Raw genomic sequence first — 17700 nt, forward strand, 5'->3', positions numbered from 1 at the left:
ACCTTGTTTTTTTAGGGTTTTGTAACGGGTGATAGTATAGCATGAAAAGACAAGAAAAGCAAGAAAAGTATCAAAAAAGTACCAAATGGGAAAATGATTGCATGTCAATTATTGCCATGTTATACTTTGGGTGGAACAATCGTGTTACAGGGTAGCAGACCTCTATTCTTACATAGAATGGGGGTGGTGCTGATGAACAATAATCATTTTGATTTTAAAGACCTTATGGCTTTTGGCATGTTCATTCTTGCATTGCTGACATTCGTTTTTACGTTTATCAGATAATGTTTTAAGGCATAGAAAAACCACCCCGGAACTTTGGCGAGCGATGGAGTGGATTTTTCAGAATCATACATTGAGGTCAACCCACCTTGTGGGCGGTTGTTCTCTTTTTGTGTCTTAAATATAACATATCTGGTAGCAGGATTCAAGACGATTCGTGAAATTCACGGTTTGCCGTGAGGTGCTGCATCTGATCTGAACTGTCAAAATGACAGTGCGGACAGAGAAACAATAATATGTTGAGTTGCTAATTTATGCTGACTTATTGGTGAGTTTTCATTGGGTGTGACGAAAACAGTATCTGATTTGTTCTTTAGGGCAAGTAAGAATAACAAAAAACTGACATAACAGAACCTTTCTGTTTGCCAGTTTTTTGTTATTTTAAAAATATATGTTTGGAAGTTATTAAATCTAAAACGCTTCACATTTTTCTACAATCTCAGGAAATTCCATTCCGTGAGAAGCTTTGATAAGAATTGTATCGTGAGGCTTGATCACATTCTTCATCTCTTTAAAGAAATCTGCTTTTGTTGCATAGTGATGCACTTCTGTCCCCTTATTCTGGTTTTTGGCGCCTGAAGAGAGGAAGCGCGTGTATTCTCCGATGGAAATTACGACATTAATGCCAATCTGTGCAGCGTGAGCACCAACTTCATAATGCATCGCATCAGCATCATCACCAAGCTCAAACATATCTCCGAGAATAGCAACAGTTCTTGTGTCTGCTTTAGCGAGAACATCCAGCGAAGCTTTCATAGAAGCTGGATTTGCATTGTAGCAGTCATCAATGATTGTCAGATTCTCTGTTTCAATCAGATGATTGCGTCCTGCAAGTGGAACTAATGCTTCAATTCCCTTTTTGATTTCATCATCTGTCATACCGAGAGCATATCCAACTGCAATTCCGGCAAGTGCATTGTATACCATATGTTCGCCGGGAATTGTAATATGTGCAGTGAATTCTGAAGATGGTGTAATAAATTTGGCAGTTGTTCCGTGCATTCCCATATCTTCAATATCATCAGCATGATAATTTAAACTGTCATCGAAGCCGAAATAAATTGGTTTGATTTTGTTTTCCGGAACGAAAGAGATGAGTTTATCATCGTCTCCGTTGAAAATGATTGTTCCGTTTGGATTCATATATTGGAACATCTCTGTTTTCGCTTTTAAAATGCCATCGCGAGACTGTAAATGTTCAAGATGAGCACATCCGATGTTAGTGAGTACACAGATATCCGGACGAGCCATTTTTGCAAGTCGAGTCATCTCACCAAAATGACTGATTCCCATTTCAAGAACAGCTACTTCATGTTCTTCGCGAATGTTGAAGATTGTCAATGGAAGTCCAATCTCGTTATTAAAGTTTCCTTCTGTTTTTAGTACATTGAACTTCTGACTTAAAACCGAAGCAATCATTTCTTTCGTGCTGGTTTTACCAACGCTTCCGGAAATACCGACAACTTTGATATCCAGGGAACGGCGATAGTGTTCAGCAATTGCTTTCATAGCCTGTTCGCAGGAATCCACAAGGATATAGGAAAAGTCAACATCTCCTAAATTTTCTTCAGAGAGGGCACATAAAGCACCGGCTTCTATCGTTTTTGTGATAAATGTATGTCCGTCTACGCGAGCACCACGAATTGCGATAAACAAGCTGTCTTTTTGAACTTTACGACTGTCAATTACAACACTGGAAACAGATTTTTCCAGATTTTCTTCGGGTCCAAAATATGTACCCTGACATGCTTTGGAAATTTCTTTTAATGTCATATGCTTCATAGCAACAGAACCCTCATCTTTCTTAGTTATATCGTGCTTCTAAAGATTTTTTGATGATCAGTTCACAAAGATCACCATATTCAATTCCTGTAACAGCAGCTTCTTTTGGAAGGAGGCTTGCAGCTGTCATACCAGGAAGTGTGTTCATTTCCAGGCAGTACAGATTATTGTCTGCATCTAACAGAAAATCAGCGCGGCTGTATACATCCAGCTTCAGGGCATGGAATGCACGGACTGTGTAATCCTGCATTTTTGCAGAAATTTCTTCGCTGATATTTGCCGGGCAGACTTCTTCAGTGGCACCAGCCTGATATTTGTTTGCATAATCAAAAAATCCTGTTTTTGGAATGATTTCGATAGGTGGTAATGCTTTATCATCGATAATACCACATGCAAATTCGCGGCCTTTTACATATTCTTCAATAACAAGCTCATCTTCATAGCGGAAAGATTTTTCAAGAGCCTCATTATATTCTTCCTCAGTATTTACAATGTAAACACCGATGCTTGAACCGCCGGAGCAAGGTTTTACAACGACTGGAAGAGAGAGCCCAAGGCTTGCCAAATCTTTTTTATTTTTATTTTTGTGGATGCAGACACCATTTGGTGTAGGAATGCCGGATTCTAAGAAAATCTGTTTTGCGATTCCTTTATGCATTGCAGCTGCACATCCAAGTGAATTTGGTCCTGTATATTTAATTCCCAACAGATCAAATGTAGCCTGTAATTTTCCGTTTTCGCCTTCACCGCCATGAAGACCGATGAATGTAATATCAGCCATGCGGCAAAGTTCGATTACATTTGGTCCTAAGAAGCAGTCAGACTGATCAGGACGGGACGCCTTGATAGCTGCGAGGTCAGGTTCTTCAGTAGCAATGTTCTTAGCAATCTCAAGACCATGTCCAGGAAGTGTAAATACTTCCTCTAGTTTGTCAGAGTCATAAGGAAGACCCATAAATACATCCAGAAGAAATGCATCATGTCCTTTCTCAATTAATGTGCGGCAGATACCGGCAGCAGAAGAAAGTGATACGTCACGTTCTGTACTTAAGCCTCCGGCTAATACGATAATTTTCATGATTTATACTCCTTTTATCTTATTTGCTCATTTCATCCAGCAGTCTGGTCTTTGTATCATACAAACTTCTGGAAAGATCAACATATACTCCATGTGGATTGAAAAGTCGTTTTGTTTCATCCCAGAGAGTTTCTTTTTCTTCCTTGCAGAACTGTGCAATCTCCATAACAGAAGGTGATTCATAGATACATTCGCCATGCTTGAAGATTGGAAGCAGGATTTCTTTCATAGTGTAGCTTCCACCCGGAAGACGTGTTTTCTTCCATGTGGCATTTGGATCGAAGAGAAGAAGTTCATCTTCTTCGTTCCAGGTTTCGTCAGCAAAGCAAATGAGGTCGGCCCGAATCTTACCTGTTTCTTTGTCGTAAACACGATAAATAGTTTTATCTCCGGGATTTGTGATTTTTTCAACATTTTCTGAAATTTTAATCTTAGGAATAAATTCTCCGTCACTGTTCTGAATGGCAGAAAGTTTATAAACACCTCCAAAAGAAGGACAATCCTTAGAGGTAATCAGGTTTGTTCCGACACCCCAGGAACCAATCTTAGCACCTTGAATTTTCAGGTCATTGATCAAGAATTCATCCAAATCATTGGATGCGGCAATAACAGCATCCGTGAAACCTGCTTCATCCAGCATCTTTCTTGCTTTTTTAGAAAGATATGCGAGGTCTCCGCTGTCCAGACGGATTCCGTAAGATTTTGGATGGATTCCCGCATCCCGCATCTCTGTGAAGACGCGAATCGCATTTGGGACACCGGACTTTAATGTGTCGTATGTGTCGACAAGTAAAGTGCAGGCATTCGGGTATAAACGTGCATATTCTTTAAATGCAGTATACTCATCTTTGAAACTCATGATCCAGCTGTGTGCGTGAGTACCCATAACCGGAACATCAAACATCTGACCGGCGAGAACATTGGATGTTCCTACACAGCCACCGATCATAGCAGCTCTGGCACCATACAGACCGGCATCAGGCCCCTGCGCACGGCGCAGACCAAATTCCATGATTCCATCTCCCTGAGCTGCATAAACTACACGTGATGCTTTTGTTGCAATCAGGCATTGATGGTTGATGATGTTCAAAATAGCTGTTTCTACAAGCTGGGCTTCCATAATAGGAGCAACGATCTTTAATAATGGCTCTTTTGGGAAGATTACACTTCCTTCAGGAATTGCATAAATATCACCGCTAAAGTGGAAACCGCTTAAGTAGTGAAGAAAATCTTCACTGAAGATGCCAAGACCTCGAAGATAATCTACATCTTCATAAGAAAAATTCAAGTTTTTTATATAATCAATGACTTGATCCAGACCAGCCATAATAGAATAACCGCCATTGTTAGGATTGTTACGGAAAAACACATCGAAAATAACGGTTTCATTTTCTTGTGTTTCGAAATAGCCCTGCATCATAGTCAATTCATATAAATCAGTTAGTAACGTAAGATTTCGTGTATTCATTTTAGTCTCCTTGTGTTACGTTAAATTTCCGCATTCTTATTAATTGTTTCCTGAACAATATTCTGTACATAAGCACCGATATGTTTTTTTGTCTCAGCATCCAGTTCATTTGGATAAATTGGTTTGCCATATTCGATGACAACATGTGTCTTTTTAATATGCGGAAAATGATTTTCTAAAATATCAGCAGTATTATTCAGAGAGACCGGGACAATAGGACATCCTGTTTTTGTGGCAATCCTAAATGCACCATCTTTAAAAGGAAGTAAACTTAATTCTTCTCCTTTATTTCTTGTACCCTCTGGAAAGATAAAGATAGAAATACCATTCTTAACATATTCAATGGCTTTTAAAATTGTCTTTAATCCTTCTTTTGCATTCTCACGATCTAAGAAAAGACAGTAGAGATATTGCATCCAGACAGAGAGAAAAGGAACTTTCTGAACCTCTTTTTTAGCTATATAACCGGTGAGACGTTTGCAACGTGAATATGTCAGGACAATATCGAAGTAACTGCGGTGATTACCGATAAATAAAACAGCCTCATCCGGAATATTCTCTTCTCCGATCACAGTGACAGACACACCGGATAATCTGGTGATGACTTTAAACGCCCACTGGACAATGCGAAGAGAACTGATATCTTTTGCATCTTTGTTTACCTTGCCAATCAGCCATTCAACGAAAAAAATCGGAATTGACAAAATCAAAAACAGTATAAGAAATACTGCGACAATGATTAAACGTATCATAGATATAAACCTCTCTTTTGTTTATGACTTGTAATTGAACTGTTACGTTCAAAACTACTATTCAAAGTATACTAAACTTATGTTAAAAACACAACGCATAAATCAACATTTCAAGTAATAAGATACTAGAGAAATGGATATGTGAAGTGCATGTTGGACATGGTTTTGAAAAAAATAAAACGCTTGAGTACAGGCGTCGTCGTGATTTTGAGCGTGGTAATAACAGCTGCCGGATGTATAACCAAGGTAGAGGTAACAGAAAAAATACGGGATCTAAAGTTTACTGTTCTTGAAAAAGCAGAGCTGCCGAATGAACTGAAAGAAAAAATATCAAAAAATAAAGAAAAGGCATTTCATTTGACATATTCGGATCAAGGAGAATTGTATATTGTGGAAGGATATGGAGAAAAACCACAGAGCGGGTATAGCGTAAAAGTGACGGAATTTTATGAAACTGCAGAAGCGATTTATATCCATACAGAATTAGATGGACCGCCCAGAGATGAAAAAACAAAAGAAATTGTAACATATCCATATATAGCAGTTAAAACGAAAGAAATCGGGAAACCGGTTCAGTTTCATAATTGACGCAAAGTCGGAAATAGCGTTTGTATGCAAGGAGGGGCTCATGGAATTAGTACAAAAACAAGTGCGTTATATGCAGGAAAAACCATCTATAACAGATCAATTTCAAATGGATGAGGATTATAATGTTCCGGATACAAAAGATGATGTAAAGCAGATTGTAAGAAGTAAAGAAACAGTAAAAATCGAAGATATAAATTTGATAGAAAATTATCTGAGAGTATCAGGAAAGCTTTGTTTTCAAATTTTATATATTGTGGATTCAGAAGAAAACAGATTGGCTTCACTAGAAGGAAAAATTCCGTTTGAGGAGATGGTTTATGTTACAGATATGGGAAAGGATGAGTTTTTTATCAAACATGTGAGAACGGAGTTTCAGTCAGCTTTGATTCATTCACGTAAAATCAGTTTACATGCAATGATTGAACTTGAAATCGGAAGAGAACAAATGCAGGAGGAAGAAACAACAATAGATATGGAAAGTGATGTGCCGGTCTATAAAAAAGTGAACAGAATCAACCTGCTTGGAATCCAGATGAATAAAAACGATACATATCGTGTTAAAGAGGAAATCACACTTCCGGGAACAAAAGAAAGTATAGGTCAATTATTGCTTAGTGATATCAGCCTGCGTAAGTTGGAAATACGTTTGATGCAGGACGAACTTCGATTACAAGGCGAATTTCTGGTCTTTATAATTTACTTGTCAGAAGAACAGAAGATGGATTGGCTGGAACAGACAGTTCTATTTGAAGGGAAATTAGAGTGCAGCGGGATTGAGGAAGGAATGTATGACTATATAAACTACGCACTGGAAGATACACTTGCAGATGTCCGGCTTGATGAAGACGGGGAAATGCGTGTGATTGGAATTGAAGGAACGATACATTTGAGGATGAACATTTACAAAGAAGAAAGTATAGATGTGCTGGCGGATATGTATTCCCTTCAGAAAAAATGTGAATTTGAGGTGAGAGAAGCAGATTATGAGGAATTGATGATTCAAAATCATTCGAAATGCAAAATATCAGAACATTTAAATCTTCCGGAATTGAAGGAAGATATTTTGCAGATATGTCATAGTGATGGTGAAATTCAGTTAGAACATGTGGAACCGTCCAAACAAGGACTTCAGCTTGATGGAATCCTGCATCTTTCCTTTTTGTATTTGAGGGCGAATGATGAACAGCCTTTTGGAAACTGGCAGGGAATGATTCCATTTACCTGGCTTTTGGAGTGCAATAATATGCCGGAGAATGTGAAATATAATATAGCAGAGCATGTGGAACAGCTATCTGTAAATCTTGCCGGAAATGAGGAAGTAGAAATCAAGGCAGTCTTATCATTCGATACATTTATACGAAAATCGGTGACTGCACAGGTAATTACATCAGTAGCATTTGCTCCATTGTCGGTAGAAGAGATAGAAAAGCGACCGGGAATCGTAGGTTATGTAGTGAAAAAAGAGGATAAACTATGGGATTTAGCGAAGAAATTTATGACGACGGAAGAGGGGATTATGGAAGTCAATAATTTAGAACAAACTACAATAAAAGAAGGGGATAAAATCTTGATTTTCAAGGAGAATTTGAGTATACTATAACTATATTGTATACAAGATACAAACGAGAACATGGAGGACACACCGATGAAGCAGATTGAGCTAAAGTCACTGGCAAAAATCAATCTAGGATTGGACGTTCTTGGAAGAAGAGAGAATGGATATCATGACGTGCGGATGATCATGCAGTCCATTTATCTGTATGATGAAGTAAAGATTAAGCGAACGAAAAATCCGGGGATTGAAATAAAGACAAATTTGTATTTTCTACCAACAGGAAAAGAGAATATTGCATACAAAGCGGCAGAGATGTTGATAGAAGAATTCCATATTGAGGAAGGTGTTCATATTACATTGAACAAACACATTCCGGTTGCAGCCGGGATGGCAGGAGGAAGTTCGAATGCAGCGGCAGTTCTGTATGGTATGAATAAGATGTTTGATCTGAAGCTGACACAGACAGAACTGATGGAGCGAGGAGTAAAGCTTGGTGCAGATGTTCCGTACTGTATTATGCGAGGGACAGTTTTGGCAGAGGGTATTGGAGAAGAATTGACCACACTCACTCCTATGCCGAAATGTTTTGTGTTGATCGCAAAACCACCAATCAGTGTGTCTACGAAAGTTGTCTATGAAGCGTTGGATTCAAAAGAACTTGTAGAGCATCCGGATATTGATGGGCTAATTGAAGGATTAGAGAAACGAGATCTTAAAACAATCGCTTCATGTATGGGGAATGTTCTCGAAGATGTAACGATTCCAATGCATCCGGTCATCGAGGAGATAAAACAGGAGATGAAAAATGCGGGTGCATTAAATGCGATGATGAGTGGAAGCGGACCTACGGTGTTTGGGTTATTTGAGACAAAGGCAGCAGCAAGAAAAGCACAGGACAGAATTAGGAGAAGGGCACTGGCAAAACAAGTTTACGTAACAAATGTACATGGTGCAGGGAGGAACTGACAGATGGAGATGAACTTTGAAGTGAATATGAATGAATATCTGCCACTCCGTGATGTTGTGTTCAATACATTACGACAGGCAATTTTGAGAGGAGAATTGAAACCGGGGGAGAGACTGATGGAGATTCAACTGGCAAATAAATTAGGTGTCAGCAGAACTCCGATAAGAGAGGCAATCCGCAAGTTGGAGTTGGAAGGTCTTGTTTTGATGATTCCAAGAAAAGGTGCGGAGGTTGCCCAGATTACAGAAAAGAGTTTGAGAGATGTTCTTGAAGTGCGAAGAGCACTCGAGGAACTTGCAGTGCAGCTTGCATGTGACAGAATGACAAAAGAAGGAATGCAGGAGTTAAAGCAGGCGGCAAAAGAATTCGAAGCACTGCTTGGAAGTGCAAGCGATATCACAGCAGTTGCAGAAGCTGATGTAGCATTTCATGATTTAATTTATCTTGCAACGGACAATCAAAAATTGATTTCCTTGTTGAATAATTTTAGAGAACAGATGTATCGATATCGTGTGGAATATCTGAAATTAAAAGAGCGGCATCCACAGATCATACAGGAACATAATGATATTGTCGAGTCAATTGAAAAGGGTGAGAAGGAGCGGGCAACAAAAGTAACTTGCACACATATTGATAACCAGGTACAAACTGTAAGTGATACATTGAAACATATTGAGTAAGCTGTTTTTTATGGGTAGATAGAACAATAACAAGAAGCTGGATGGCGGATAAATTTGATTTCGAATAAGTAGAATCAGAAATGGCAATACTCCCTGCATCAGAAAAGATGGAGGGAGTTAAATATGTTATCCGGGAAGAAGCAAAAACTGATAAGGACATCTGCTTATCGATACGAAGATGAATTACAATGTGAAAATAAATTTGCGAGGCGGGAACTCAGGTGGACAAGGATTGGTCTGTTGTTGTGCGCAGCTTTGCTGGTGGTACTGGTCATAATTGTTGTCGGATGGCAAAGTATGATGATATCAGAGGCGCGCATGCAGCAACATCTTGCACAAGAGGTATTGCGCTTTCATGTGCTGGCAAACAGCGATAGCGAAGAAGATCAGGCATTGAAAATGCAGGTGAAAGAAAAGGTTATCGAATTGCTGGAAGAGGAAATCCCAGAAGGGATGAATGTGACTGAGACAGCAGACTGGATGAGAAGAAATACGGATAAACTGAGAGACTGTGCGCAGCAGGTTGTGCTTAAAAACGGGTATGATTATCCAATAAGTGCAGCAGTTACAACCTGTTATTTTCCAGAAAAGACATATGGTGATGTAAGATTTCCAGCCGGAAACTATGAAGCTTTGAGAATTGAGATAGGAGAGGCAAAGGGGCATAACTGGTGGTGTGTTTTATACCCGGGACTTTGTTTTTTGAATACAACAAATGCTGTTGTTCCGGAGGAGGGAAAGCAAAAGTTAAAGTCTGTTTTGACGGAAGAAGAATATGAACAGATTACGTCAACAACAGAATTTCATATCAGATGGAAGCTGTTGCCAGACTTGAATAAATAAAAAAGATAAAATATAATAATTACGACAGACATTTTAGAAAGGAAATACAGATGTATACATTCGATAGTAAAGTAAGATACAGTGAAATCGATCATCGAGGAACAATGACATTACCGGCGTTAATCAATTATTTTCAGGATTGCAGTACATTTCAATCAGAGTCTTTAGGCTTTGGAGTGAAGGCTGCAAAAGAGAAGAAAAAAGCATGGATTCTTTCTTACTGGCAGGTTGTTGTAGAACGGTATCCAGAGTTAGGAGAAGAAATCACAGTGGGAACATTTGCCAGTGATTTTAAGGGCTTGTTTGGAGAACGTAATTTTGTGATGCTGGATAAAGAGAACAACAGACTTTCATGTGCCAATTCACTCTGGGTTTATATGGATATGGAGAAAGGACGCCCGATTTTGCCGGACAAAGAAGAAATCGAAGCGTATGGAACAGAACCGAAACTGGATATGGATTATGAAGGCAGAAAAATCAGACCGGCAGCAGAATATGAGGACAGAGAAGCTTTTCCGGTAAGAAAATATCATATTGATACGAATGAACATGTAAATAATTGTCAGTATGTACAATTCGCAATGGAATTGCTTCCAAAAGATCAGGTCATACATCAGGTTCGTGTAGGTTATAAGAAGTCAGCAGTTTTAGGTGATGTTATTTACCCAAAGTATGCAAAAGAAACGGATCGTACAGTAATTGAGTTATGCGATGAAAATGGGGTATCTTATGCGACTGTTGAAGTGAAATAGGTATATATATTTTCAAAAAAATAGTGTATAGTAAGAGATGAAGTTAACAAATCAGGAGGAAAAGTATGAAATATGATGTAATTATTATAGGAGCCGGACCGGGAGGTATTTTTTCGGCATATGAATTAGTAAAAAGAAAGCCAGAATTAAAAATAGCAGTCTTTGAGTTGGGAAATCCATTGGAGAAACGTCGTTGTCCAATCGATGGTAAAAAAGTAAAGAGCTGTATCAAATGTAAAACATGTGCGATTATGAGTGGATTCGGTGGGGCCGGAGCATTTTCAGATGGAAAATACAATATTACAAATGCATTTGGTGGAACATTGTACGAGCATATCGGAAGAGATACAGCCATTGATTTGATGAAGTATGTAGATGATATCAATGTGGAGTATGGTGGAGAGGGAACTAAAATGTACTCTACAGCCGGAACAAAATTCAAAAAATTATGTATGCAGAATAAGCTTCAGCTGTTAGATGCATCAGTAAGACATCTTGGAACAGATATCAACTACGTTGTATTGGAAAATATTTATGCAGAATTGAAAGATAAAGTGGAATTCCGTTTTGAGTATCCGGTAGATCATCTGGAAGCAATCGAAGGTGGATATCGAGTATTCTGTGGGGATGATTTTGATGATTGTGAGAAATGTATCGTATCTGTAGGACGAAGCGGAAGTAAGTGGATGTCAAAAGTATGTGAAGATATGAAGATTCCGACAATGTCTAACAGAGTAGACCTTGGAGTGCGTGTGGAAATTCCGTCACAGATTTTCTCACATCTGACAGATGAATTATATGAAAGTAAGATTGTATATCGTACAGAGAAGTTCGAAGATAATGTGCGTACATTCTGTATGAATCCGAATGGAATTGTTGTAAATGAAAATACAAAGGGTATCGTGACAGTAAACGGACACAGTTACGAAGACAAAGATAAACAGACAGAGAATACAAACTTTGCACTTCTTGTATCAAAGCATTTTTCAGAGCCATTCAAGGACAGTAATGGATATGGTGAAAGTATCGCACGTTTATCTAATATGCTTGGCGGAGGAGTTATTGTACAGCGGTTTGGTGATTTGATCCGTGGAAGACGAAGCAATGAGAAACGTATCGAAGAAGGACTTGTTCGTCCGACATTGGCTGCGACACCGGGAGATTTGAGTCTTGTACTTCCAAAACGAATTTTAGATGGAATTATTGAGATGATCTATGCGTTGGATAAAATCGCACCGGGAACAGCAAATGATGATACACTGCTCTATGGCGTAGAAGTAAAATTCTATAACATGGAAGTAGAGATCGATGAGAATCTTGAAACATTGTATAAAGGCTTATATGTAATCGGAGACGGAAGTGGAGTAACACACTCTCTTTCTCACGCATCTGCAAGTGGTGTTTATGTAGCAAGACATATAACTGAAAATATGTAAGACGGGAAGGAAATAACGAAGATGGACAACGAAAAAGAAGTGTTAGGAAAATTAAGAAATTCAGAAGCAATTTATGTGCCGATGTCAGAATGTACAAAGATGCCATTTGTACTATGTGATGAGGAAACATTTGATGATGAAATTTTAGTTTTCTTTGATGAGGAACATGCAAAGGAAGAATGTAAAAAATTGATGGAGCAGAAAAATCCTCTTCATATTATTAAATTAGATCATAAATTTTTGCTTTCCTTTTATTCCAGTCTGTTGCCGATGGGAATTAATGCAATTGTAGTAGAAAAAGGGACAGAGCAGGAGATGATTATTCAGTTGTCCTCTTTGATCACAAGAAAGAATGGCAGCGAAGATGCTCAGGGAAGACCGATTGTAGAGAATCCGGAACTTCAGCTTACAGCATTATATTTTATGCAGCAGCTTCGTAAGACAGAAGATCTTCAAATGACAGAGGAGCTTAAAGAGATACAGGAAGAAATGTTGGCACATTATGTAAAAGGTACATATATTGTTGCATATCAGGAAGAGCAAGGTGTTGCAATTTTAAGACAGAAGGATGGAAAGGTATTACAGCCATTATTTACAGATATCCAGGAATATTTGAAGTTCCAAAATTCGCAGAAAGATGTGAAATTTAAGACAGCTGTTATCGAAGCAAAAGATCTTTCAAAGATTCTGGCAAAAGAGACAACAGGCGTTGTAGTAAATCCTTACAGTATTAATCTGCAGCTGCAGGTTAATAGAAAAAACGAAGAGAAATAATAGGAGATAAATATGAAATTAGGAGAAAAGCAGGTTCTAACTGTTGTGAAGATAGTGGACTTTGGAGTATATCTTGGAAGTGATGAGGAACGAGTATTACTTCCGAAAAAACAGGTTCCTTCTGGAATTGAAGTGGGGGATCCGATTGAAGTATTCTTATATAAGGATTCTTCAGATCGTCTGATTGCAACAACAAACGAACCAAAACTTACGATTGGTCAGCTTGCAGTTTTAGAGGTTGCAGATACAAGTCGTATGGGTGCCTTTTTGAACTGGGGATTGGAAAAAGATCTTTTTCTTCCATTTAAGCAGCAGACTGCAAAGGTAGAAAAAGGCGATCATTGTCTTGTAACATTGTATATTGATAAGAGTGATCGTTTGTGTGCAACAATGAAAGTATATCATCAGCTGCGTACAGATTCTCCATATAAAAAAGATGATAAGGTAAGTGGAATCATTTATGACAGAAGCGATGAATTTGGTATGTTTGTAGCAGTTGACAATCAGTTTTCCGCAAGAATTCCAAAGAAAGAATGCAATGGAAGACTCCGTGTCGGAGATATGATTGATGCACGAGTTACAGCGGTAAAAGAAGATGGAAAACTGGATTTAAGTGTCAGAGATAAAATTCCGGAGCAGATGGATAAAGATGCAGAGCAGATTTTGCAGGAAATCAAAAATCATGGCGGCAAGCTTCCGTTTACGGATAAGGCAGATCCAGAAGTTATCAAGGAAGAGTTTGGTATGAGCAAAGCTGCATTTAAGCGTGCAGTAGGACGTCTTTTAAAACAAAAGAAGATAGAAATTCTTGAAAATGGAATTCGGATGCGTTAAAACTATTGCAATCCAAATAAAATTGATTATAATAAAAAAGAAGACATAAAGGAATCATAAAGGTAGAGAAGCGAAAGGAGAACATAGAGATGAAAGTACAGAATATTACAAATGTTGATGCATTTTTTAAAGTAGTAGACGATTGTGTTGGAAAGGTTGAGTTAGTAACAGGTGAAGGAGACAGACTGAACCTGAAATCAAAACTTTCTCAGTATGTATCTATGGCAAACATTTTCTCAAATGGAGAGATTCCAGAGTTAGAGATTATTGCTTACGAAAAAGAAGATACAGATAGACTGATTAAATTCATGCTTGATGGAGAATAAGATTTTTCTGAATTAAGAATGTTGATATTGAGAAGTGATGAAAAGGGTAGTTTCCATATGGGAACCACCCTTTTTGAATCATAAAAGAGGTAGAATATGAATTTTTCACATTTACATGTCCATACGGAGTATAGTCTGCTGGATGGTTCTAATAAAATAAAAGAATATGTAGCCCGGGTCAAAGAACTTGGGATGAACAGTGCCGCAATCACAGATCATGGAGTTATGTATGGTGTGATTGATTTTTATCGGGAAGCAAAAAAGAACGGAATCAAGCCGATTCTTGGCTGTGAGGTTTATGTTGCACCCAATTCCCGTTTCGACCGGGAGATTACAGGTGGTGAGGACAGGTATTATCATCTTGTACTTTTGGCAGAGAATAATACAGGATATTCAAATTTGATGAAGATTGTTTCAAAAGGATTCGTGGATGGGTATTATTATAAACCTCGAGTAGATAAATCGTTGTTGAGAGAATATCATGAAGGTATCATTGCATTGAGTGCATGTCTGGCGGGGGAAGTTCCGCGTTATATTTCAAAAGGACTATATGACAATGCAAAAAAAGCGGCATTAGAGTATCAGGAGATATTTGGCAAGGATAACTTCTTTTTGGAATTACAGGACCATGGGATTCCAGAGCAGGGAATTGTAAACCAGAGATTGTTACAGATGTCAGAAGAGCTTGGCATTGAGCTTGTGGCGACGAATGATGTGCATTACACTTATGCGGAAGATGAGAAACCACACGATATTTTGTTATGTATACAGACCGGCAAGAAATTACAGGATGAAAATCGTATGCGTTACGAAGGCGGGCAGTATTATGTGAAATCACCGGAAGAGATGGCAAATCTGTTCCCATATGCATTGCAGGCACTGGAGAATACTCAGAAAATAGCAGACCGCTGTGATGTAGAGATTGAATTTGGTGTGACAAAACTGCCGAAATACGATGTGCCGGATGGCATGACATCGTGGGAATATCTCAATAAGCTGTGTTATGAAGGTCTGGAGAGACGATATGAGAACCCACCGGAAGAATTGAGGGAGCGATTGAAATATGAGCTGGATACGATTCAGCATATGGGATATGTGGACTATTTCCTGATTGTGTGGGATTTCATTAATTATGCGAAAAGACATGATATTGCGGTAGGACCGGGACGTGGGTCAGCAGCCGGAAGTATTGTGTCATACTGTCTTGAAATTACGAATATTGATCCGATGCGCTATCAACTTCTGTTTGAGCGATTCCTAAACCCAGAGCGTGTATCCATGCCCGATATTGACGTGGACTTTTGTTTTGAACGCCGTCCGGAGGTAATTGATTATGTTATGCGTAAATATGGAAAAGACCGTGTGGTACAAATCGTTACATTTGGTACACTGGCAGCAAGAGGAGTAATTCGTGATGTGGGTCGTGTTATGGATCTTCCATACGCATTTGTTGACAATATTGCAAAGATGATACCGCAGGAGTTAAATATTACGATTGATAAGGCTTTAAAAATGAATTCGGAGCTTAGAAGTACATATGAATCAGATGAACAGGTAAAATATCTGATAGATATGTGTAAGAGACTGGAGGGCTTGCCGAGACACAGTTCAATGCATGCGGCAGGTGTTGTGATCAGTCAGAAGTCGGTGGATGAATATGTACCATTGTCAAGAGCATCAGATGGAACGATCGTGACACAGTTTACAATGACAACACTGGAAGAACTTGGGCTTTTGAAAATGGATTTCCTGGGACTTCGTACATTAACGGTAATTCAGAATGCGGTGAATCTGGCAAAGCAAAAGAATCCGGATTTTCAGATTGATAAGATAGATTACAATGATCAGGCGGTTTTAGATTATATCGGAACAGGTAAGACAGATGGTATATTCCAGTTAGAAAGTGCCGGGATGAAGGGATTTATGAAGGAATTGAAACCACATAGCCTGGAAGATATCATTGCAGGAATCTCACTATATCGTCCGGGTCCGATGGATTTCATTCCACAGTATATCAAGGGTAAAAATGATGCATCTTCCATCACTTATGATTGTCCACAACTGGAACCAATCCTTGCACCGACATATGGTTGTATCGTATATCAGGAACAGGTTATGCAGATTGTACAGGCACTGGCAGGATATACACTGGGGCGAAGTGATTTACTGCGAAGGGCAATGTCAAAGAAAAAAGGCGATGTCATGCAGAAAGAACGACAGATCTTTGTGTATGGAGATGAAGAAACAGGTGTACCTGGATGTATCAAGAATGGAATTGACGAGAAAACAGCAAATAAAATCTATGATGAAATGATTGATTTTGCAAAATACGCATTTAACAAATCCCATGCGGCAGCTTATGCGGTTGTCTCATATCAGACAGCATTTTTAAAATACTATTATCCGGTAGAATATATGGCTGCACTTATGACATCTGTGATTGAAAATCCTTCCAAGGTTGCAGCTTATATCTATGCATGCCGTCAAATGAATATTAAGATTCTGCCACCGGATATAAATCGTGGGTATGCGGACTTCTCAGTTGATGAAGGGAATATCCGTTATGGTCTGGCTGCAATTAAAAGCATTGGAAAACCGATTATTCAGACAATTGTAGAAGAACGTAAAGAATATGGTGAGTTTAAGAATCTGGAAGATTTTATCAGTCGTATGTCGACCAGAGAAGCATTAAATAAACGTGCGATTGAGAACTTTATCAAGGCAGGTGCACTGGATTGTCTTGGCGGAACGAGAAAACAGTTCATGAGCATTTACATTCAGATAGTAGATCATGTCAATCAGGAAAAGAAATACTCTATGACAGGGCAGATGAGTTTATTTGATCTGGTCAGTGAAGAAGAAAAGAGTGATTTTCAGATCCAGCTTCCGAAAGTGGGAGAATATGCGAAAGAAACAAAGCTTGCCTTTGAAAAAGAAGTCTTAGGTGTGTATATTAGCGGACATCCGTTGGAAGAATATGAAGAGCAGTGGCAGAAGGCTATCTCAGCAACGACATTGGATTTCCAGTTAGACGAAGAAAGCAATCATTCTAAAGTACACGATGGAGCAAGAGAAATCATTGGTGGTTTCATTACAGAAAAAACGATGAAGGCTACAAAGACAAATCAGATGATGGCATTCGTAACATTGGAGGATTTGCTTGGAACGGTTGAGGTTGTTGTGTTTCCGCGCGATTACGAAAAAAACAGAAATCTCTTAGAAGTAGACAGGAAAGTGTTTATCAAAGGGCGCGTGTCAGAAGAAGATGATAAACCAAGTAAATTGATATGTGAGAAAGTAGTTCCTTTCAATCAGATAAAGAGGGAGTTATGGATTCAATTTCCGGATAAAGCGGATTATTTAAAAAACGAACAGATCGTATATGGATATCTTGCAGATTCCGAAGGGGAAGACGAAGTTATTATTTACTGTCAGGCAGAACGGGCTGTAAAACGCCTTCCAAAGAATAGGAATATACAGATTGCACCGCAGGTACTTAGCAAATTGATGAATCATTATGGCGAAAAACGTGTAAAAGTGGTCGAAAAGACTATTGAAAACAAGATATAAATAGTTTAGAATA

General features: G+C 38.7%; 15 protein-coding genes. 11 read left to right on the forward strand and 4 right to left on the reverse strand.

The features are described 5' to 3' along the window. Nucleotides 1-693 precede the first annotated feature (693 nt). Genes LQE94_RS01555 through LQE94_RS01570 form a run of 4 tightly spaced genes read right to left on the reverse strand, consistent with a single transcriptional unit; the run spans nt 694 to nt 5362 of the window. Nucleotides 694-2064, reverse strand: coding sequence for a UDP-N-acetylmuramoyl-tripeptide--D-alanyl-D-alanine ligase (locus tag LQE94_RS01555; protein ID WP_240576848.1), 1371 nt, complete (start codon nt 2062-2064; stop codon nt 694-696). A 22-nt stretch (nt 2065-2086) separates the two neighbouring features. Next, nucleotides 2087-3142 carry a D-alanine--D-alanine ligase family protein gene (locus LQE94_RS01560; RefSeq protein ID WP_022076017.1) on the reverse strand — a complete coding sequence of 352 codons (1056 nt, stop codon included), beginning with the start codon at nt 3140-3142 and terminating at the stop codon, nt 2087-2089. 19 nt (nt 3143-3161) lie between these two features. Beyond that, nucleotides 3162-4610 (reverse strand): nicotinate phosphoribosyltransferase, encoded by a 1449-nt coding sequence (locus tag LQE94_RS01565; RefSeq protein WP_240576849.1) that lies wholly within the window; start codon nt 4608-4610, stop codon nt 3162-3164. 20 nt (nt 4611-4630) lie between these two features. Next, nucleotides 4631-5362: a lysophospholipid acyltransferase family protein gene (locus LQE94_RS01570; protein WP_022076015.1), complete on the reverse strand. Its 732-nt coding sequence runs from the start codon at nt 5360-5362 to the stop codon at nt 4631-4633. Between the two features lie 150 nt (nt 5363-5512). Between LQE94_RS01570 and LQE94_RS01575 the strand changes: the two genes are divergently transcribed. From LQE94_RS01575 to LQE94_RS01625, 11 genes are all read left to right on the forward strand, one after another. Continuing rightward, entirely contained in the window at nt 5513-5950 is a 438-nt protein-coding gene (locus LQE94_RS01575; protein ID WP_240576869.1) for a protease complex subunit PrcB family protein, read from the forward strand. Nucleotides 5951-5990: 40 nt separating this feature from the next. Next, nucleotides 5991-7550 (forward strand): DUF3794 and LysM peptidoglycan-binding domain-containing protein, encoded by a 1560-nt coding sequence (locus tag LQE94_RS01580; protein ID WP_240576850.1) that lies wholly within the window; start codon nt 5991-5993, stop codon nt 7548-7550. A gap of 45 nt (nt 7551-7595) precedes the next feature. Continuing rightward, complete coding sequence (gene ispE / locus LQE94_RS01585; protein WP_118737598.1) at nt 7596-8471, forward strand: 4-(cytidine 5'-diphospho)-2-C-methyl-D-erythritol kinase; 876 nt, start codon at nt 7596-7598, stop codon at nt 8469-8471. 3 nt (nt 8472-8474) lie between these two features. Next, nucleotides 8475-9152 (forward strand): GntR family transcriptional regulator, encoded by a 678-nt coding sequence (locus LQE94_RS01590; RefSeq protein ID WP_022076011.1) that lies wholly within the window; start codon nt 8475-8477, stop codon nt 9150-9152. A 123-nt stretch (nt 9153-9275) separates the two neighbouring features. Beyond that, on the forward strand, nt 9276-9995 hold the full coding sequence (gene spoIIR / locus LQE94_RS01595) for a stage II sporulation protein R (protein WP_240576851.1): 720 nt from the start codon (nt 9276-9278) through the stop codon (nt 9993-9995). 50 nt (nt 9996-10045) lie between these two features. Continuing rightward, nucleotides 10046-10747: an acyl-[acyl-carrier-protein] thioesterase gene (locus LQE94_RS01600; protein ID WP_022076009.1), complete on the forward strand. Its 702-nt coding sequence runs from the start codon at nt 10046-10048 to the stop codon at nt 10745-10747. A gap of 65 nt (nt 10748-10812) precedes the next feature. Then, nucleotides 10813-12183, forward strand: coding sequence for an NAD(P)/FAD-dependent oxidoreductase (locus LQE94_RS01605; RefSeq protein WP_118737596.1), 1371 nt, complete (start codon nt 10813-10815; stop codon nt 12181-12183). Nucleotides 12184-12204: 21 nt separating this feature from the next. After that, nucleotides 12205-12957, forward strand: coding sequence for an SseB family protein (locus tag LQE94_RS01610; RefSeq protein ID WP_022076007.1), 753 nt, complete (start codon nt 12205-12207; stop codon nt 12955-12957). Nucleotides 12958-12969: 12 nt separating this feature from the next. Then, entirely contained in the window at nt 12970-13791 is an 822-nt protein-coding gene (locus LQE94_RS01615) for a CvfB family protein (protein ID WP_022076006.1), read from the forward strand. Between the two features lie 89 nt (nt 13792-13880). Next, on the forward strand, nt 13881-14117 hold the full coding sequence (locus LQE94_RS01620; RefSeq protein WP_022076005.1) for a hypothetical protein: 237 nt from the start codon (nt 13881-13883) through the stop codon (nt 14115-14117). A 96-nt stretch (nt 14118-14213) separates the two neighbouring features. Next, on the forward strand, nt 14214-17687 hold the full coding sequence (locus tag LQE94_RS01625; RefSeq protein ID WP_022076004.1) for a DNA polymerase III subunit alpha: 3474 nt from the start codon (nt 14214-14216) through the stop codon (nt 17685-17687). Nucleotides 17688-17700: the final 13 nt, after the last annotated feature.

Origin of the sequence: Mediterraneibacter sp. NSJ-151 (assembly GCF_022487435.1) — a bacterium.
Classification (GTDB): Bacteria; Bacillota; Clostridia; order Lachnospirales; family Lachnospiraceae; genus Schaedlerella; species Schaedlerella hominis.

Bases quoted from the DNA above. Each gene is read 5' to 3' on its own strand.
- LQE94_RS01555 (WP_240576848.1), bottom strand. From the start codon at position 2,064: ATGAAGCATATGACATTAAAAGAAATTTCCAAAGCATGTCAGGGTACA.
- LQE94_RS01560 (WP_022076017.1), bottom strand. From the start codon at position 3,142: ATGAAAATTATCGTATTAGCCGGAGGCTTAAGTACAGAACGTGACGTA.
- LQE94_RS01565 (WP_240576849.1), bottom strand. From the start codon at position 4,610: ATGAATACACGAAATCTTACGTTACTAACTGATTTATATGAATTGACT.
- LQE94_RS01570 (WP_022076015.1), bottom strand. From the start codon at position 5,362: ATGATACGTTTAATCATTGTCGCAGTATTTCTTATACTGTTTTTGATT.
- LQE94_RS01575 (WP_240576869.1), top strand. From the start codon at position 5,513: ATGTTGGACATGGTTTTGAAAAAAATAAAACGCTTGAGTACAGGCGTC.
- LQE94_RS01580 (WP_240576850.1), top strand. From the start codon at position 5,991: ATGGAATTAGTACAAAAACAAGTGCGTTATATGCAGGAAAAACCATCT.
- ispE (WP_118737598.1), top strand. From the start codon at position 7,596: ATGAAGCAGATTGAGCTAAAGTCACTGGCAAAAATCAATCTAGGATTG.
- LQE94_RS01590 (WP_022076011.1), top strand. From the start codon at position 8,475: ATGGAGATGAACTTTGAAGTGAATATGAATGAATATCTGCCACTCCGT.
- spoIIR (WP_240576851.1), top strand. From the start codon at position 9,276: ATGTTATCCGGGAAGAAGCAAAAACTGATAAGGACATCTGCTTATCGA.
- LQE94_RS01600 (WP_022076009.1), top strand. From the start codon at position 10,046: ATGTATACATTCGATAGTAAAGTAAGATACAGTGAAATCGATCATCGA.
- LQE94_RS01605 (WP_118737596.1), top strand. From the start codon at position 10,813: ATGAAATATGATGTAATTATTATAGGAGCCGGACCGGGAGGTATTTTT.
- LQE94_RS01610 (WP_022076007.1), top strand. From the start codon at position 12,205: ATGGACAACGAAAAAGAAGTGTTAGGAAAATTAAGAAATTCAGAAGCA.
- LQE94_RS01615 (WP_022076006.1), top strand. From the start codon at position 12,970: ATGAAATTAGGAGAAAAGCAGGTTCTAACTGTTGTGAAGATAGTGGAC.
- LQE94_RS01620 (WP_022076005.1), top strand. From the start codon at position 13,881: ATGAAAGTACAGAATATTACAAATGTTGATGCATTTTTTAAAGTAGTA.
- LQE94_RS01625 (WP_022076004.1), top strand. From the start codon at position 14,214: ATGAATTTTTCACATTTACATGTCCATACGGAGTATAGTCTGCTGGAT.